The 18,212-nt window shown below is 59.9% G+C and carries 14 protein-coding genes and 1 pseudogene; 7 read left to right on the top strand and 8 right to left on the bottom strand.

Annotated features, from left to right (window positions below):
• Positions 1-11 precede the first annotated feature (11 nt).
• From ACYZT6_RS07585 to cobA, 6 genes and pseudogenes are all read left to right on the top strand, one after another.
• Positions 12-587: an ANTAR domain-containing response regulator gene (locus ACYZT6_RS07585; RefSeq protein WP_008146285.1), complete on the top strand. Its 576-nt coding sequence runs from the start codon at positions 12-14 to the stop codon at positions 585-587.
• Positions 588-902: 315 nt separating this feature from the next.
• Positions 903-2,114, top strand: a complete 1,212-nt coding sequence (locus ACYZT6_RS07580) for a nitrate/nitrite transporter (RefSeq protein ID WP_131060002.1) — start codon at positions 903-905, stop codon at positions 2,112-2,114.
• A 7-nt stretch (positions 2,115-2,121) separates the two neighbouring features.
• Positions 2,122-3,792, top strand: coding sequence for a protein kinase domain-containing protein (locus ACYZT6_RS07575; RefSeq protein ID WP_462026345.1), 1,671 nt, complete (start codon positions 2,122-2,124; stop codon positions 3,790-3,792).
• Positions 3,793-4,246: 454 nt separating this feature from the next.
• Positions 4,247-5,503, top strand: a pseudogene (locus ACYZT6_RS07570) (NAD(P)/FAD-dependent oxidoreductase); the annotation flags it as partial.
• A gap of 2 nt (positions 5,504-5,505) precedes the next feature.
• The gene (locus tag ACYZT6_RS07565; RefSeq protein WP_462026344.1) at positions 5,506-8,220 is read left to right on the top strand and encodes a nitrate reductase; all 2,715 of its coding nucleotides are present in this window, start codon (positions 5,506-5,508) and stop codon (positions 8,218-8,220) included.
• 11 nt (positions 8,221-8,231) lie between these two features.
• Positions 8,232-8,996, top strand: a complete 765-nt coding sequence (gene cobA, locus ACYZT6_RS07560; RefSeq protein WP_462026343.1) for a uroporphyrinogen-III C-methyltransferase — start codon at positions 8,232-8,234, stop codon at positions 8,994-8,996.
• Positions 8,997-9,080: 84 nt separating this feature from the next.
• Here the strand turns inward: cobA and ACYZT6_RS07555 are convergent, their stop codons facing one another.
• From ACYZT6_RS07555 to ppsA, 8 genes are all read right to left on the bottom strand, one after another.
• On the bottom strand, positions 9,081-10,115 hold the full coding sequence (locus tag ACYZT6_RS07555; protein ID WP_462026342.1) for an OmpA family protein: 1,035 nt from the start codon (positions 10,113-10,115) through the stop codon (positions 9,081-9,083).
• A gap of 107 nt (positions 10,116-10,222) precedes the next feature.
• Positions 10,223-10,813: an RNA polymerase sigma factor SigX gene (gene sigX / locus ACYZT6_RS07550; RefSeq protein ID WP_461988078.1), complete on the bottom strand. Its 591-nt coding sequence runs from the start codon at positions 10,811-10,813 to the stop codon at positions 10,223-10,225.
• A gap of 87 nt (positions 10,814-10,900) precedes the next feature.
• A complete protein-coding gene (locus tag ACYZT6_RS07545) occupies positions 10,901-11,725 on the bottom strand; it encodes a mechanosensitive ion channel family protein (protein WP_008027407.1) in 825 nt (274 codons plus the stop codon).
• Positions 11,726-11,727: 2 nt separating this feature from the next.
• On the bottom strand, positions 11,728-11,976 hold the full coding sequence (locus ACYZT6_RS07540; protein ID WP_007944521.1) for a hypothetical protein: 249 nt from the start codon (positions 11,974-11,976) through the stop codon (positions 11,728-11,730).
• A 63-nt stretch (positions 11,977-12,039) separates the two neighbouring features.
• Entirely contained in the window at positions 12,040-13,035 is a 996-nt protein-coding gene (locus ACYZT6_RS07535; protein ID WP_462026341.1) for a zinc transporter ZntB, read from the bottom strand.
• A gap of 27 nt (positions 13,036-13,062) precedes the next feature.
• Positions 13,063-13,554 carry a ribonuclease E activity regulator RraA gene (rraA, locus tag ACYZT6_RS07530; RefSeq protein ID WP_027922555.1) on the bottom strand — a complete coding sequence of 164 codons (492 nt, stop codon included), beginning with the start codon at positions 13,552-13,554 and terminating at the stop codon, positions 13,063-13,065.
• A 121-nt stretch (positions 13,555-13,675) separates the two neighbouring features.
• On the bottom strand, positions 13,676-14,665 hold the full coding sequence (locus ACYZT6_RS07525) for an alpha/beta fold hydrolase (protein ID WP_462026340.1): 990 nt from the start codon (positions 14,663-14,665) through the stop codon (positions 13,676-13,678).
• A gap of 98 nt (positions 14,666-14,763) precedes the next feature.
• Positions 14,764-17,139, bottom strand: a complete 2,376-nt coding sequence (gene ppsA, locus ACYZT6_RS07520; protein WP_461957963.1) for a phosphoenolpyruvate synthase — start codon at positions 17,137-17,139, stop codon at positions 14,764-14,766.
• A gap of 174 nt (positions 17,140-17,313) precedes the next feature.
• Here ppsA and ppsR point away from each other — a divergent pair, with 174 nt between their 5' ends.
• Positions 17,314-18,132: a posphoenolpyruvate synthetase regulatory kinase/phosphorylase PpsR gene (gene ppsR / locus ACYZT6_RS07515; protein ID WP_438660850.1), complete on the top strand. Its 819-nt coding sequence runs from the start codon at positions 17,314-17,316 to the stop codon at positions 18,130-18,132.
• Positions 18,133-18,212: the final 80 nt, after the last annotated feature.

Raw genomic sequence — 18,212 nt, 5'->3', positions numbered from 1 at the left:
AGACTGCGAACATGTTGCGTATCCTGCTGATCAACGACACCGCGAAGAAAGTCGGTCGCCTGAAAGCCGCCCTGACCGAAGCCGGGTTCGAGGTAATCGACGAATCAGGCCTGACCATCGACCTGCCCGCGCGCGTCGAAACGGTGCGTCCGGACGTGATCCTGATCGATACCGAGTCACCGAGCCGCGATGTGATGGAGCAAGTGGTGCTCGTGAGCCGCGATCAGCCGCGGCCGATTGTGATGTTTACCGACGAACACGACCCCGATGTGATGCGCCAGGCGATCAAGTCCGGGGTCAGTGCCTACATCGTCGAAGGCATTCACGCACAACGCTTGCAGCCGATTCTCGACGTGGCTATGGCCCGCTTTGAAAGCGACCAGGCCCTGCGCGCCCAGCTCAACGCCCGCGACCAGCAACTGGCCGAGCGCAAGCGCATCGAGCTGGCCAAGGGGCTGCTGATGAAAATGAAGGACTGCAACGAGGAAGAGGCCTACACCCTGATGCGCCGCCAGGCCATGAGCCGCCAGCAGAAGCTGATTCAGGTGGCGGAGCAGATTATTGCCATGAGTGAGTTGCTTGGCTGAAGGACGCCTTCGCGGGCAAGCCTCGCTCCTACAAGAGTAAGCGCAATACTTGTAGGAGCGAGGCTTGCCCGCGAACCGCCGCGACTCGGTCTCCGACTGTTGGCACAGATCTGGCTACGTAATCCACACAGGTAACCAACGGCGGTTGCCCCACCTACGACAAAGACGTCGCTCACCTCATTTGCCCAAGGCGAATCGGGTGGCGGCGTTTTTTCGTTTTGGCCCCGGAGATCGGGGCCGGTGGTGCGGCCGAGGCGGCGCCCCACCTGCAAGCTCCTGACTCCTTCTCGAGACTCCCTACAGCTGAGGTGCGCGATGAATTCAAGCTTCTGGAAATCCGGTCACAAGCCGACGTTGTTCGCAGCGTTCCTCTATTTCGACCTGAGTTTCATGGTCTGGTACCTGCTCGGCCCCTTGGCGGTGCAGATCGCCGCCGACCTGCACCTGACCACCCAACAGCGCGGGCTGGTGGTGGCCACGCCGATTCTGGCCGGTGCCGTGCTGCGCTTTGTCATGGGCTTGCTGGCTGATCGCCTGTCGCCGAAAACCGCCGGGCTGATCGGCCAGGTGATCGTTATCTGTGCGCTGTTCGGTGCCTGGAAACTCGGCATCCACAGCTACGAGCAAGCGCTGGTGCTGGGCCTGTTCCTCGGCATGGCCGGTGCGTCGTTCGCCGTCGCACTGCCGCTGGCGTCGCAATGGTATCCGCCGCAGCATCAAGGCAAAGCCCTGGGCATCGCCGGTGCAGGCAACTCGGGCACCGTGCTCGCCGCATTGATCGCCCCGGTGCTGGCGGCCGCAGTTGGCTGGAGCAACGTGTTCGGTTTCGCCCTGATCCCCCTGATCCTGACCATCATCGTTTTCGCCTGGCTGGCCAAAAACGCCCCTGAGCGGCCGAAAGCCAAGTCCATGTCCGACTACTTGAAGGCATTGGGCGACCGCGACAGTTGGTGGTTCATGTTTTTCTACAGCGTGACCTTCGGCGGCTTCATCGGCCTGGCCAGCGCCCTGCCCGGCTACTTCAACGACCAATACGGCCTGAGCCCGGTGACCGCCGGCTACTACACCGCGGCCTGCGTGTTCGGCGGCAGCCTGATGCGTCCATTGGGCGGCGCGCTGGCCGACCGTTTCGGCGGGATTCGCACGTTGCTGGGGATGTATACGGTCGCAGCGGTCTGCATCGCGGCGGTGGGTTTCAACCTGCCAAGTTCCTACGCGGCACTGGCGCTCTTCGTCTGCACCATGCTCGGTTTGGGTGCAGGTAACGGTGCGGTTTTCCAACTGGTCCCGCAGCGTTTTCGTCGGGAGATCGGCGTGATGACCGGGTTGATCGGTATGGCCGGCGGCATCGGTGGTTTCGCCCTGGCGGCAGGCATGGGCGCGATCAAGCAAAGCACCGGCAGCTATCAACTGGCCTTGTGGTTGTTCGCCAGCCTCGGCGTGCTCGCCTGGTTCGGCCTGCACGGGGTGAAACGTCGCTGGAGAACCACCTGGGGTTCGGCCGCTGTGACTGCTGCCCGGGTCTGAGGCCTTAATGAGCCTGCAACTGAGCTTTGCCGAAGCGAGCGCCATCGGCCCTCGCGAGGAGAATCAGGACGCCCTGCGCCTGGTCACTCCGGCCCCGGCGCTGGCGGCGAGCAAGGGATACCTGTTCGCCATCGCCGACGGGGTCAGCCAGTGCGCCGACGGCGGGCTCGCCGCCCGTTCGACCTTGCAGGCCCTGGCGCTGGACTATTACGCCACCCCGGAAACCTGGGGTGTCGCACAGGCGCTGGACCGCCTGCTGTTGGCGCAAAATCGCTGGCTGCAGGCCAATGGCGGTGGGCAACCGCTACTCACAACGGTCAGTGCCTTGGTCATGCGCGGTAGGCGTTTTACCCTGGCCCATGTGGGCGATTGCCGGGTTTATCGCTGGCACGCCGACACCTTGCAACGAGTCAGCGAGGATCACGTCTGGGACCAACCGGGCATGCAGCATGTGCTCAAACGGGCGCTGGGGCTCGATCAGCATTTGGTCCTGGATTTTCTCGATGGCGAGTTGCGGTTAAACGAAAGCTTCGTGCTGCTCAGCGACGGTATCTGGGCAGTCTTGGGCGACACCGCCATTGCGGCGATTCTGCGCGATCAACCGGACCTGCACAGTGCCGCGCAAACCCTGGTCAGCGCAGCGCATTTGGCTGGTAGCCAGGACAATGCCAGCGCCCTGCTGGTGCGGGTCGATGCCCTCGGTGAAACGAGCATTGGCGATGCGTTGATTCATTTGCAGCAATGGCCGCTTCCACCCGCACTGAAACCGGGTCAGGTGTTCGAGGGTTGGCAGGTCGAAGGGATTCTCGGCCAGAGCCAGCAATCGTTGCTCTACCGGGTTCGCGACAGCCACCAACAACCCTGGCTGCTGAAAACCTTGCCCGCTGCGCTGCGCGACGATCACCTGGCCGGGCAGGCGTTGCTGTCGGAGGAATGGTTTCTCAAACGCGTGGCCGGACGGCATTTCCCTGAAGTCCATGCCGCCAGTCAACGTCAGCATTTGTACTACGTGATGCGCGAATATTCCGGTTCTACCCTGGCGGCCCTGCACGAACAGGTCGCTGCGCTGCCGCTGGCGCAATGGCAGGATTTGGCCGAGCGCCTGTTGAAAGCCGTCGGCATGCTGCATCGCCGGCAGATCCTTCATCGCGACATCAAGCCGGAGAACCTGTTGCTGGGCGACGACGGCGAATTGCGCCTGCTGGATTTCGGTCTCGCCTACTGCCCCGGTCTGTCCGAAGATCAGCCCACGGCCCTGCCCGGAACACCGAGCTATATCGCGCCGGAAGCCTTTCGCGGTGACGCACCGACGCCGCAGCAGGACTTGTATGCCGTCGGCGTGACCCTGTATTTCCTGCTGACCGGGCATTATCCCTACGGCGAAATCGAAGCCTTCCAGCGTCCACGGTTTGGTGTGCCCGTCAGTGCCAGCCGCTACCGCCCCGACCTGCCGGACTGGATCGCCCAAAGCCTGGAGCGTGCGGTGGCGGTGGATCCGGGTCAGCGCTTTGAAACGGCGGAAGAATGGTTGCTGCTGCTGGAACAGGGTGAGCGGCGAAGTTTGAGTGTGCGGCCCAGACCGTTGCTGGAGCGCGAGCCGTTGAAGGTGTGGCGGACGTTGGCGCTGGTGATGTTGGTGGTGAATCTGGTGCTGCTGGTTGTGCTATTTCATGGCTAGCGTCGAACCCTTGTAGCAGCTGGCGAAGCCTGCGTTCGGCTGCGGAGCAGTCGTAAAACCCTGCCTGCACGTTGTAACTGTCACACCGCAGCGCCTGAAATCGCGACTGCTGCGCAGCCGAACGCAGGCTCCGCCAGCTGCTACAGAAACCGCGCCAATTGCGGGCGACGTGCATTGAATCGGTGCAAAAGCGTTCCCATCAAATGCCGAGACCACGATAAAACCCTACAAATCCGGGAACCTGAAGCACTTGGCACAACCACTGCATTACCTCTCCCAACAGACATAAAGCCCAGCCTTCAACGACGAAGGATGCGCTTCCCGAGAGAACGGGACCAGGACAAAGGCGTCCTCGCTAGGCAACTAGCGGGACGCCTTTTTTTGTTTGCGCAAAATTTGTCGAGCAAGACCTGAAAGCCTTGATGAGGCGGGTCCGAGCTCCCCGGAGAACCTGATGAAAAAATTGAAACTGGTGATGATCGGCAACGGCATGGCCGGGGTCCGTACCCTTGAAGAACTGCTCAAGCTGAGCAATGAGCTGTACGACATCACCGTCTTCGGCGCCGAACCCCATACCAACTACAACCGCATCCTGCTGTCGCCGGTCCTGGCCGGTGAGCACACTTTTGAAGAGATCGTGCTCAACGATCTCGACTGGTACCTGGACAACAGCATCAAGTTACTGCTCAACCGCAAAGTGGTGGAGATCGACCGGGTCAAACGCCGCGTCATCGCCGAAGACGGTACCGAGGCCGAATACGATCGCCTGCTGATCGCCACCGGCTCGACTCCGTTCATCCTGCCGATTCCCGGCAACACCTTGCAGGGCGTGATCGGCTATCGCGACATCGCCGACACCCAGGTCATGATCAACACCGCGAAAACCCACAAGCACGCCGTGGTGATCGGTGGCGGCCTGCTCGGCCTCGAAGCCGCAAACGGCCTGATGCTGCGCGGCATGCACGTCACCGTGGTGCACATCGGCGAGTGGTTGCTGGAGCGGCAACTGGATAAAACCAGTGGTCAACTCCTGCAAACCGCCCTGGAAGCCCGCGGCCTGCATTTTCGCCTGAGCGAACAGACTCAGGCCCTGCACGACGCCGGCAACGGCCGGGTCGGTTCGGTTGAATTCAAGTACGGCGACATCATCCCCGCCGACCTGGTGGTGATGGCCGCCGGTATTCGCCCAAGCACCGAACTGGCAGAAAAATCCGGCATCCCCTGCAATCGCGGGATTCTGGTCAATGACACGATGCAAACCTACGACCCTCGGGTCTATGCCATCGGTGAATGCGCCAACCATCGTGGCACCGCCTACGGTCTGGTCGCGCCGCTGTTCGAACAGGCCAAGGTCTGCGCCAACCACCTCGCGCAACTGGGCTTCGCCACCTACAAGGGCTCGGTGACGTCGACCAAACTGAAAGTCACCGGCATCGACCTGTTTTCCGCCGGCGACTTCATGGGCGGCGAAGGCACCGAGACCATCACCCTCTCCGACCCGATCGGCGGGATCTACAAAAAACTGGTGATCAAAGATGACGTGCTGGTCGGCGCCTGTCTGTATGGCGATACGGAAGATGGCGGTTGGTATTTCCGGCAAATCCGTGAGAATCACGCCATCGGCGAGATCCGTGATCACCTGATGTTTGGCAGCTCTTCGTTTATGGAGCAGGCCCTCGGAGACGCAGGACACTCAGGCCGGGAAGCAAGCTGATGAACCAGATCACCGCTTCCACCTGCTGCTACTGCGGGGTCGGCTGCGGCGTGCTGATCGAGCATGACGGCGAGCGCATCCTCGGCGTCAGCGGCGACCCGAGCCACCCGGCCAACTTCGGTAAGTTGTGCAGCAAAGGCTCTACCCTGCACCTGACGGGCGACTTGACCGCGCGAGCGTTGTACCCCGAATTGCGCCTTGGCAAAGGCCTGGCTCGCAGCCGCACCGACTGGGACACAGCCCTCGACCATGCGACCCATGTCTTCGCGCAAACCATCGCCGAACACGGCCCGGACAGCGTGGCGTTCTATATTTCCGGGCAGTTGCTGACCGAGGACTATTACGCCTTCAACAAACTGGCGCGAGCGCTGGTGGGCACCAACAACATCGACAGCAATTCGCGGCTGTGCATGTCGTCTGCGGTGGTCGGCTACAAACGCAGCCTGGGGGCCGATGCACCACCGTGCAGCTACGAAGACCTGGAGTTGAGCGACTGCGTGATGATCGTCGGCAGTAACATGGCCTACGCCCACCCGGTACTTTTTCGTCGCCTGGAAGAAGCCAGATCCCGCCGCCCGCAGATGAAAGTCATCGTCGTTGACCCACGTCGTACCGACACCTGCGATTTGGCTGACCTGCACCTGGCGATTCTTCCCGGGACCGATGTCGCTTTGTTCCATGGGATTCTGCACCTGCTGCTGTGGGAAGACTGGATCGACCGCGACTTCATCCAGGCTCACACCGAAGGCCTGGCCGAGCTGAAGAACCTGGTGCGCGATTACACGCCGAAAATGGTGTCGCAGCTGTGCGGGATCAGCGTCGAGCAATTGCAGGAGTGCGCCGAATGGGTCGGCACCTCCAAGAGTTTCCTGTCGCTGTGGTGCATGGGGTTGAACCAGTCCACTGCCGGCAGCGCGAAAAACAGTGCGCTGATCAATCTGCACCTGGCCACCGGGCAAATCGGCCGTCCCGGTGCAGGACCTTTCTCCCTGACCGGCCAGCCAAATGCCATGGGCGGACGGGAAACCGGCAGTCTGTCAAACCTGCTGCCGGGCCATCGCGAAGCGGCCAATGCCGAGCATCGCGCGGAAGTGGCGGCCTATTGGGGCGTTGATCACCTGCCCGAACACACCGGGCTCACCGCGATCGAGCTGTTTGAGCAGGTTCGTAGCGGAAAAATCAAAGCCCTGTGGATCGCCTGCACCAACCCTGCGCAATCGCTGCCGGACCAGACTGCCGTGCGCGCCGCACTGGAAGCCTGCCCGTTCGTGGTGTTGCAGGAAGCCTTTCGCACCACCGAAACCGCCGCGTTCGCCGACCTGCTATTGCCCGCCGCCAGTTGGGGCGAAAAAGACGGCACGGTGACCAACTCCGAACGGCGCATTTCCCACGTTCGCCGAGCCATCGTCGCACCCGGTGAAGCACGCGCCGACTGGGCGATCACGGTGGATTTCGCACAACGCCTGGAAAAACATCTGCGCCCCGGGCAAAACAGCCTGTTTGCCTTTGAAACGCCAGCGCAGGTTTTCGACGAATACAAACACCTGACCCGAGGGCGTGATCTAGACCTTTCCGGCATCAGCCACGAGCTGATCGACCGCCTCGGCCCACAGCAATGGCCCTTCCCCATTGGCGCCAGCAAAGGCACCGCCCGCCTGTATCTGGACGGTATTTTCCCGACCGCCAGCGGACGCGCTCAGTTTGTGGCTGATCCGTATCGCGCGGCCAAAGAACAACGCGACGCACGCTTTCCTCTGACCTTGATCACCGGGCGTCTACGCGATCAATGGCACGGCATGAGCCGCACCGGCACCGCCGCGCAGCTGTTCGGTCACGTCAGCGAAGCCGTGTTGAGCCTGCACCTGGATGAACTGCGTCGGCATCGCTTGCAACCCGGCGACTTGATTAGCCTGAAAAGTCGTCGCGGCGCGGTGATCGTGCCGGTCACCAGCGACGAAAGCGTACGGCCCGGCCAGGCCTTTCTGCCGATGCATTTTGGTGATCGCTTTCTCAAGGGCGGCGTGAATACCCTCACCCTGCCCGCCTTCGATCCACTCTCGAAACAACCGGAACTCAAACACAGCGGCGTGCGACTCGAGCCCGTGCAACTGCCTTGGAAGCTATTCGCTTTGATAGAGGGCAATGTTCAACAGCATTTTGAGACGCTACGACCGCTCTGTGAGGCGTTTTCCTACGCCAGCCTCAGCCTGATCGGCCGCGAGCGCCCTGCACTGCTGATACGCGCTGCCAGCGCCATCGCGCCTGACGCGCAACTGCTGCGTGACATCGATCAATGCCTGGGGCTCTACGAAGGCCCAGTACTGGCCTACGACGACCCACGGCGCTCCATCGGCAAACGCGTGCGGATCGAGAACGGCCGGATCACCGCGATTCGCCTGGCCGGCGAAACCCTCGCCCAGCACTGGCTGCAAAACCTTTGGCTTGAGGGGCGCGCCGACAAACAACTGCGGCGCTGGCTGCTGGCGCCGCTGAGCGCGCCACCGGGCAACGCTGGAACAGTGGCAGCAGGCTCAAAAACCCTGTGCAACTGCAAAAACGTCAGCCAAAGCGCGGTCTGTGCAGGCATTAGCCGTGGCCTGGACTTGCAGGGCCTGAAACAAGAATTGGGCTGCGGCACGCAATGCGGCTCCTGCGTACCAGAAATCAAGCGTCTGCTGGCTGCCACCGCGCAGCCAATCGCCGTCATCTCGTAAGGAAAAACACGATGAGCGCAAAAGTCTGGCTGGTGGGTGCGGGTCCCGGCGACCCGGAATTACTGACCCTCAAGGCGGTTCGGGCGTTAAGAGAAGCGGATGTGGTGCTGATCGACGATCTGGTCAATGACGCGGTGCTCGAGCATTGCCCCGGCGCGCGGATTATTCCCGTGGGCAAGCGCGGCGGGTGTCGCTCTACGCCTCAAGCCTTCATTCATCGCCTGATGCTGCGTTATGCCCGCCATGGCAAATGCGTGGTGCGGCTCAAGGGTGGAGATCCATGCATCTTCGGCCGCGGTGGTGAGGAAGCGCAGTGGCTGCGCGAGCGCGGTGTTGAAGTCGAACTGGTCAACGGCATCACTGCCGGGCTGGCGGGTGCGACCCAATGCGATATTCCATTGACCCTCAGGGGCGTTGCCCGCGGCGTGACGCTGGTCACCGCCCACACTCAGGATGGCAGCAGCCTGAACTGGCAGGCCCTGGCCCAAGGTGGCACGACACTGGTGGTTTACATGGGCGTGGCGAAGCTGAGCGAGATTCGTGAGCAACTGCTGGCTGGGGGGATGGCGGCGAATACGCCGGTGGCCATGATTGAAAACGCTTCCCTGCCGCACCAACGGGAATGTCGGAGCGATCTGGCGGCAATGGAAGGAGCTGCTCACAGCTTCGAACTCAAAAGCCCTGCCATTCTGGTGATTGGAACCGTAGCAGCTCGTGCAACACCGACCCTGTGGGAGCGCGGCTTGCCCGCGATGGCGGCCGATCAATCAGCTTGAATCTCCCTGACTCACCCTCCCTCACCAAATCGCAGACAAAGAAAAGCCCGGCCTAAGCCGGGCTTTTCTCAGAGCTGCAACTAATTACTTAGCGTTAGCTTCAACCTGCGCTTCTACGCGACGGTTTACAGCGCGACCAGCGTCAGTTTTGTTGTCAGCAACTGGGCGGGTTTCGCCGTAGCCAACAGACTGAACGCGGGACGATTCAACACCGTACTGGTTGGTCAGAACTTGCTTAACGGCGTTTGCACGACGCTCGGACAGTTTCTGGTTGTAAGCGTCAGGACCGACGGAGTCAGTGTGACCTTCAACAGTGGTGCTGGTGGATGGGTACTGTTTCATGAAATCAGCGAGGTTTTTGATGTCGCCGTAGCTGTTAGGCTTGACTACCGACTTGTCGAAGTCGAATTTCACGTCCAGCTCAACACGAACAACTTCAGCAACTGCTGGGCAGCCATCAGCGTCAACAGTTACGTTGGCTGGGGTGTCCGGGCACTTGTCAACGTTGTCGCACACGCCATCGTTGTCGCTGTCGGAGCAGACTTCAGCTGGTGCTGGAACTGGAGCAGCAGCAGGCTTGGAGCCGCCACCGAAGTTCACACCGATACCGACGCTTGGAGCCCACTCGGTGTCGCCCTGGTCGATGTTGTATTGAGCTTCAACGCCAGCACGGGCGTAGAAGTTGTCGGTGAAGTACAGTTTTGCACCGCCGCCAACGTTGGCGAAGGTGGAACGGTTACGACCGTTCGAACCGTTCTGACCGATGCTCTGATCGGAGAAACCAGCCGATACGTACGGACGCAGCATGTCGCCTGGGTTGTTGAAGTGGTACAGAGCGTCCAGAGCGGTGTTAGCACCCTTGATGTTACGACCGTCGTCGGAACGCACGTTGTGCACTTCGTCGTAAGCCAGACGCAGTTCAACGTCGTCGGTCAGGAAGTAACCGATCGAACCGCCGAACAGGTTGCCGTTGTTCTTGAAGTTACGAGCGCTGTCGAATTGTTCTTTCTTAGCGAAGCCTTCGATTTCAACTGCGCCTTGGCCTTGTGCCAGAGCGCCGAACGAAGTGGCAGCAATAAGAGAACCAATGGCCAAGCCCAAGGTGTTTTTCAGTTTCATCCGTTAAATCCCCATCTGGTGATTGTGAAGCAGTCCCGCAAACCGGGGGACAACTCGGCGGCAAGTCTATCAGAACTTGCCTACACGTAAGAGATATTTGCGCCGAACTAAGTTTCAGCAATGCCTGCAAATTTCTCACGCAATTTATCTAGAGCACGTTTGTACCGCATTTTTGTCGCACTCAAACCCATGTGCATGATGTCTGCGATCTCCTGAAATTCCAGCTCTGCGACAAATCGTAGCACCAGAATTTCACGGTCAATCGGGTTCACATACACCAGCCAGCGATCAAGTCCAGCCTTGTCCTCGGGTTTCGGCATCTTTTCTTCAGACGCTTCCTCGAGGGGGTCCAGACTCAAAGCGTCCATCAAGCGACGCTTTCGCCGTTCTTTCCGATACTGCGTGATGCATTCGTTGTACGTGATGCTGTAGAGCCACGTCTTGAACTTCGATTTGCCCTCGAAGTTCTTCAGGCCATACAGCACCTTCAACATCACTTCCTGACAGACATCGTCTGCGTCGCGATCGTTCCCCAGATATCGTGCACAGACGTTAAATAATGTTCGTTGGTAACGCCGCATCAGTTCTTCATAGGCGCGTGTTACGTGAAACAGCTCGGTATGCGAGCGCGCGACCAACTCCTCATCAGAGAGCTCGCGGGGGTCGTAGCGCGTGGAGAGCGATTGAGCTTTATTCAAAACAAGTCGGGCCGACAGTCAGGTCAATGTCCGCCGCCACCCTTACAGGGCACTTTGCGGCGGCATACATTAGCAGGGATTGCCGGGTTAGCGGCTACTCACATGCTGCTCCAGGAGGATCCGATTGGAGAGAGAGACTAGCTCACCCTCATCGGTCAGCAATGTGGTTTTAACCGTGCCGATCTCTTCGATCTGACCTTCGACCTCGCCAACACGCACTTGTTGCCCAACCTGATACAACTCACGCACATAGATTCCCGCAAGAATCTGACCGGCAATTTCCCGGCTTCCCAATCCCATTGCCAGCGCAACCGCCAGACCAACGGTAATCAAAACAATCACAATCACGTGGTTGAGCAGGTCAGTCTTGACCTCCAACTGGCTGATTGCGACCGAAATACTGATGATAATCACCAGGCCCTGGGCAATTCGCCCCAGGCCCGCAGCATAATCCAGCCCTACACCCTCTGCGGCACCACGCACCAGCCCGTTGGCCAGTTGCGCCAGCAACACACCCACCAGCAGCACCAGCGCGGCACCAAATACTTTCGGCAAATACAGCGCAAGCATGTCCAGCGTAGCCGAAACTCGCTCAAGTCCAAGGGATTCTGCGGCAGAAACCAGAAAAATCAGCAGAACGAACCAATAGACAATCTTGCCAATCAGGGTAGAGATCGGCACCTGCAGGCCAGCCCGGGACAGCAATTTAGTCAGACCGGTGCCACCCATCAGTCGATCAAGACCCAGCTTGGCGAGCAACTTGGACAACAAAGTGTCCAAAAGTTTCGCAACGACGAAACCCAACAGCAACACGACCAGCGCGCCGAACAGGTTCGGAATGAAATTTGCCACCTTTGTCCACAACGCAGTCATTGCAGTGACGAGGCTCTGAGTCCAGAGATCAAGTTCCATATTCAATCAGCCTTATCAGCGGTGCGAACGGTAGGTTTACGGTGACGGGATACCGGCGAGACGTGGGCCGAGCCGTTGTTGAGGGCAATCATCAGCGCGGGCAACCAGCGGCCCAGCAGGCTGAACAGATCGCCGGCGCCGACCTGGCGGTTGGCGGTTTTCAGGACACGCCCAAGGCACGCATCGTCGTCACGGGTGGACGGCGAGGCGTTCAGCATGTCGCGCAAAGACTGTTCAAACGGATCGTGCATACGCACCTCTCGTGATGTCTGTGAAAGACGCGGTCAAATTTGCCCGGGTCACATGACTCATCGTCACACCCAGCGCAAACGTCGAAATAACCACCACTGCCCGAGCGCCACGCAGACCATCATCAGGCAGGCGATCAGGAAGCCATAAGGGCTTGCCGAGAACGGAATGCCGCCGACATTGATGCCCAAAAGCCCGGCCAGAAAACTCATCGGCAAAAAGATCCCGGTGATGATTCCGAAGCGGTACATCGTGCGGTTCATGCGCACGCTCAAACGCCTGTCTTCGGCCTCAAGCACCAGCCCCACCCGCTCCCGGGTCAATTCCAGCTCCTCGAGATAACGGGTCAGGCTGTTGTTCAATTCGTTCCAGTAATCGCCGTCGTCTTCGACGAACCAGGGCATTTTTATCCGCGTGAGCTGACCGAAAATATCCCGCTGCGGAGCCAGGAAACGTTTCAGCGCAGCAGCCCTTCGACGGATCTGCAAAATGGCGCCGTGCTCGGGTGTATACCGTTCGTCGGCATCCAGCTTTTCTTCTTCCTCATCGACCACTTCCGAGAGGCAACTGACCAGATCCTGCACCTTGTTGGTGAGGTACTGAGCCATATAAAGGATGAGCTCGGACGCGGTTTTCGGCCCTTTGCCATCGGCCAGCTGCACCAGCAACTCATCGGTGGCGCGCAATGGACGCAGACGCAGTGAAATGACGCGCTGGGCGGAGGCGAAAATTCGCACCGAAACCATGTCCTCCGGTTCCGCGCCCGGGTTCAGGTTGACCCCACGCAGAAACAGCAGCAATTCGGAGTCCGGCAGCGGCAGAAGGCGCGGTCGGGTGTTCTCTTCGAGCAGCAAGTCACAGCTGAACTCACTCAAGCCGCTGGATGTGCGCAGCCAGGTGCGGGTCTGCGGGTGACTGCGATCCCAGTGCAGCCACAGGCTTTCATGGGCCTGCAGCTGCAAGTCATCGAGTTCAGTCCGGGCTATCGAACGCGCGCCGCCTTTACCATCCAGCACCAGGGCATGCACCAGCCCCCACTGCGCGTTTTCTTCCTCGAACATCCTCACCCCTTGGTTTGGTACGGCGCTTTATTCAGGCATCTTCAGCGGGCTTGGCGAGATGATCACGCCGTTGTTATCCGCATAAATGTAGTGGCCTGGATGGAAGGTAACGCCCGCAAAAGTCACTGCGACGTTGAGATCGCCGATACCGCGCTTGTCGGTCTTCATCGGGTGGCTGGCCAGGGCCTGAACGCCCAGGTCAGTTTGTGCAATGACATCGACGTCGCGGATGCAACCGTAGATCACCAGCCCTTCCCAACCGTTTTTCGCGGCTTTCTCGGCGATCATGTCGCCCAGCAGCGCGCGACGCAGGGAACCGCCACCATCGACCACCAAAACCTTGCCATTCCCCTTGAGCTCGGCTTGTTCCTTGACCAACGAGTTGTCTTCGAAGCACTTGATGGTCACGATTTCGCCGCCGAATGAGTCACGGCCACCGAAATTGCTGAACATCGGTTCCAGCACTTGCACCAGCTCCGGATAGGCGTCGCACAGGTCAGGCGTGAGGTAATGGTTCATCGAGAAACTCCTGTAAAGAGGAAGACAATCGAGGATGTCGCAAAGTGACCGGAACAGCTCAATGCGTCATATCTTAGCGGCAAGCCGATCAGAGCGAAATGCCCTTGTTAGAGCATCAGGCTCAGACTGCCGCAGACAAATCCGGCTTTTCTCCCAGCAAAGGCGTTTGCTGGTCGGCCAGCCAACGCGCCACCAACGGCCAGACTTCCGCTTGAGCGGCTTTGCTGACGAGCATTTCCACGTGACCGAAATTATCGCCAAAGCCCTGCTCGCGGCCAAGGTTGATAAATTGCTTGTGCTCGGAACCCACTTGATCGAACAGCTTGCGGCACGCCCACGCTGGATCCTGATGATCGCCGACGGCGCTCACGGTCAGCACTGGCAATTGAACCTCGGCCAATCCCGCCCACCAGTCCTTTTCCGCATCGCCGAAGCGCCCGAACAGGCCATACCAGCGCATGCTTTCCAGGGCCAGGCCAATCGGCTCGTCCTCCGGGCCGCGCTTGAGCCGTGAACCGGACAGCTGGGCGAAGCGCTTGAGAATGAAGCGCCCGCCCCACTCCACCGGTGGAATCTTCAACGGCCAGTAGGTGCGGCTGACCTGCGTACCGAAAAACGCCGCAGACGCGACGACAGGCTCGCCGATGTATTCCCCACCCAGCGCCGCCGCCAGCGTGATGCCGCCCAGCGAGTGACCGATCCAGTGCGGGACCTGGCCGCTCTGCTCGCGCACAAAGGCGCCAATGGCCGGCAGATCGTAACGGGCGTAGTCGGAAACGCGGTTCTTGCGATAGTTCTGATTGCGCTGGGACAGGCCGTGGCCGCGCATTTCGGGAATCCATACATCGAATCCCAGACGCGTCAGGTAGGCGCCCAGCCCAAGCCCTTTCGGGGAGAACCAGAACCGGCGATTGGAAAAGCTGCCGTGCAACAGAATCACCGGCACGCCACCGTGCGCAGGCTCGTCCGCCATGCCCAAACGGGTCACGGCCAACTCCACAGTGCCATCAGGACTGTTGCCGGGTTTCAAACGATAGACATCTTCGCTCAGATCGCCGCGCCGCTCGGCGCTGATCAGGGCGACAGGAAATAGGTTGCTGCTGCTTTGCATAATGCTCTTGCACAAAAAAGGGCGGCATCCAGAGGAGCCCGCCCTACTTGAATCTTAAAGCCCCAGCCACTAAGCCGGCCGGGGCTTCACTCACACCATCAAGCCGGCGCTTGACCTTCAGCCAGGAAGAACCAGGTTTCCAGTACGGAATCAGGGTTCAGCGAAACGCTTTCGATGCCCTGTTCCATGAGCCATTTGGCCAGATCAGGGTGGTCCGAAGGGCCCTGACCGCAAATGCCGATGTACTTGCCAGCCTTGTTGCAAGCGGCAATGGCGTTGGCCAGCAGCTTCTTGACCGCCGGATTACGCTCGTCGAACAGGTGAGCGATGATCCCGGAGTCACGGTCCAGGCCCAGCGTCAGCTGAGTCAGGTCGTTGGAGCCGATGGAGAAACCGTCGAAGAACTCAAGGAATTCTTCAGCGAGGATCGCGTTGGAAGGCAGTTCGCACATCATGATGATGCGCAGACCGTTCTCGCCGCGGGCCAGGCCATTTTCGGCCAACAGATCGATCACCTGGCTCGCTTCGCCCAGGGTACGGACGAACGGCACCATGATTTCAACGTTGGTCAGGCCCATCTCGTTGCGCACGCGCTTGATCGCACGGCACTCGAGCTCGAAGCAGTCACGGAACGCTTCGCTGATGTAACGCGAGGCGCCACGGAAGCCCAGCATCGGGTTCTCTTCTTCCGGCTCGTAGAGTTTGCCGCCGATCAGGTTCGCGTATTCGTTGGACTTGAAGTCCGACAGACGCACGATGACTTTTTTCGGGGTGAACGCAGCGGCCAGGGTGCTGATGCCTTCAACCAGCTTCTCGACGTAGAAGCCGACCGGATCGTCGTAACCGGCAATGCGCTTGTCGACGCTGTCCTTGATTTCCTGCGGCAGACCGTCGTAGTTCAACAGCGCTTTAGGGTGGACACCGATCATGCGGTTGATGATGAATTCCAGACGGGCCAGGCCCACACCGGCGTTCGGCAGTTGCGCGAAGTCGAATGCACGGTCCGGGTTGCCGACGTTCATCATGATCTTGAACGGCAGATCAGGCATGGCGTCCACGGAGTTTTTCTTGATGTCGAAGCCCAGTTCGCCTTCGAAGATGTAACCGGTGTCGCCTTCAGCACACGACACGGTCACGCCCTGGCCGTCTTTCAACAGCTGGGTGGCGTTGCCGCAACCGACCACGGCCGGGATGCCCAGTTCGCGAGCGATGATCGCCGCGTGGCAGGTACGACCGCCACGGTTGGTGACGATGGCGCTGGCGCGCTTCATCACCGGTTCCCAGTCCGGGTCGGTCATGTCGGAAACCAGTACGTCGCCTGGCTGGACCTTGTCCATCTCGGACACGTCCTTGATGATGCGGACCTTGCCGGCGCCGATGCGCTGGCCGATGGCGCGACCTTCAACCAGCACGGTGCCGGTTTCTTTCAACAGGTAGCGTTCCATGACGTTGGCCGAGGTACGGCTCTTCACGGTTTCAGGACGGGCCTGAACGATGTAGAGCTTGCCGTCGTCGCCGTCTTTGGCCCATTCGATGTCCATCGGGCACTTGTAGTGCTTCTCGATGATCATCGCTTGCTTGGCCAGTTCGCTGACTTCGGCGTCGCTCAGGCAGAACCGTGCGCGATCAGCCTTGTCCACGTCGATGGTCTTGACCGATTTACCGGCCGTGGCGACTTCGCCGTAGATCATCTTGATGGCTTTGCTGCCCAGGTTACGCCGCAGGATCGCCGGACGACCGGCTGCCAGCGTGCCTTTGTGGACGTAGAACTCATCCGGGTTCACCGCGCCTTGTACGACGGTTTCACCCAGGCCGTAGGCGCCGGTGATGAACACCACGTCACGGAAGCCCGATTCGGTATCGAGGGTGAACATCACGCCGGCGGTGCCGGTTTCGGAGCGGACCATGCGCTGCACGCCAGCCGACAGGGCTACCAGCTTGTGGTCGAAGCCCTGGTGGACGCGGTAGGAAATCGCGCGGTCGTTGAACAGGGAGGCGAACACCTCTTTGGCGGCGCGAATGACGTTTTCGACACCACGGATGTTCAGGAAAGTTTCCTGCTGACCGGCGAAGGAAGCGTCCGGCAGGTCTTCGGCGGTAGCGGAAGAGCGCACGGCCACGGCCATGTCAGGGTTGCCGGCCGACAGCGTGGCGAACGCAGTGCGGATCTCGGCGTTGAGCTTCTCGGGGAATTCGGCTTCCATGATCCATTGACGGATCTGGGCGCCGGTCTTGGCCAGGGCGTTGACATCGTCGACGTCCAGGGCGTCGAGGGCCGCATGGATCTGATCGTTCAGGCCGCTCAGTTCCAGAAAATCACGATAAGCCTGAGCTGTCGTGGCGAAGCCACCGGGCACCGATACACCGGCACCTGCAAGGTTACTGATCATCTCGCCCAGGGATGCGTTCTTGCCCCCTACGTGCTCTACATCATGGACGCCGAGCTTATCGAGGGAAACTACGTACTCTACCAAGGTGATCTCTCCACTAACTGTGTTGGAAAAGCTCAGAAGCCGGCAGCTCGGGGGAGCATTTGCCAGCTGTATGGCCGGGACCTGGAAAATAAGTGAGAATGCGGGCCACTGGCGGCCGGCAAATCGCGCCTATCATATCCAAGAATGATCATTAGCTTAAGGCCCAAGGTGCAAATGAAACGATCTGCTTTCTTTATTTCCGACGGCACCGGCATCACAGCCGAAACCCTCGGCCAAAGCCTCCTGGCGCAGTTCGAAAACATTACCTTCAGCAAATTCACGCGTCCGTACATCGACAACGTGGATAAAGCACGGGCCATGGTACAACAAATCAACAAAGCCGCCGAAACCGACGGCTTCCGGCCGATTATCTTTGACACCATCGTCAATCAAGACATCCGTGAGATCCTCGCAACGTCCAATGGTTTCATGATCGACATTTTCTCGACCTTCCTGGCGCCGCTTGAACAGGAACTGACCGAGCATTCTTCTTACACCGTCGGTAAGTCTCACTCGATCGGCGGCAACTCCAACTACATGGAACGCATCGAGGCGGTGAACTTCGCCCTCGACAACGACGACGGTGCGCGCACGCATTATTACGACAAGGCCGACCTGATCCTGGTGGGCGTGTCGCGTTGTGGTAAGACGCCGACGTGCCTGTACATGGCCATGCAATTCGGCATCCGCGCGGCCAACTACCCGCTGACCGAAGACGACATGGAGCGCCTGCAACTGCCAAACGCCCTGCGCGCCCACCAGCACAAGCTGTTCGGCCTGACCATCGACCCGGACCGCCTCACCGCCATCCGCAACGAACGCAAGCCCAATAGCCGCTACTCGAGCTACGCCCAGTGCGAGTTCGAAGTGCGCGAAGTGGAGAACCTGTTTCGTCGGGAGAACATCCCGAACATCAATTCCACGCATTTTTCCGTGGAAGAGATTTCGGCGAAGATTCTGGTGGAGAAAGGGGTTGAGCGGCGGTTCAAGTAGTTCTGCGCAGCCTGTCAGGCCGCCATCGCGGGCAAGCCACGCTCCCACAGTGATCTTCAGTGAACACAACATTTGTGTAC

The sequence above is a fragment of the Pseudomonas sp. RT6P73 genome, assembly GCF_054897715.1.
Note: the sequence above shows the minus strand (reverse complement) of the source record. Positions and strands in the feature narration are given on the sequence as shown.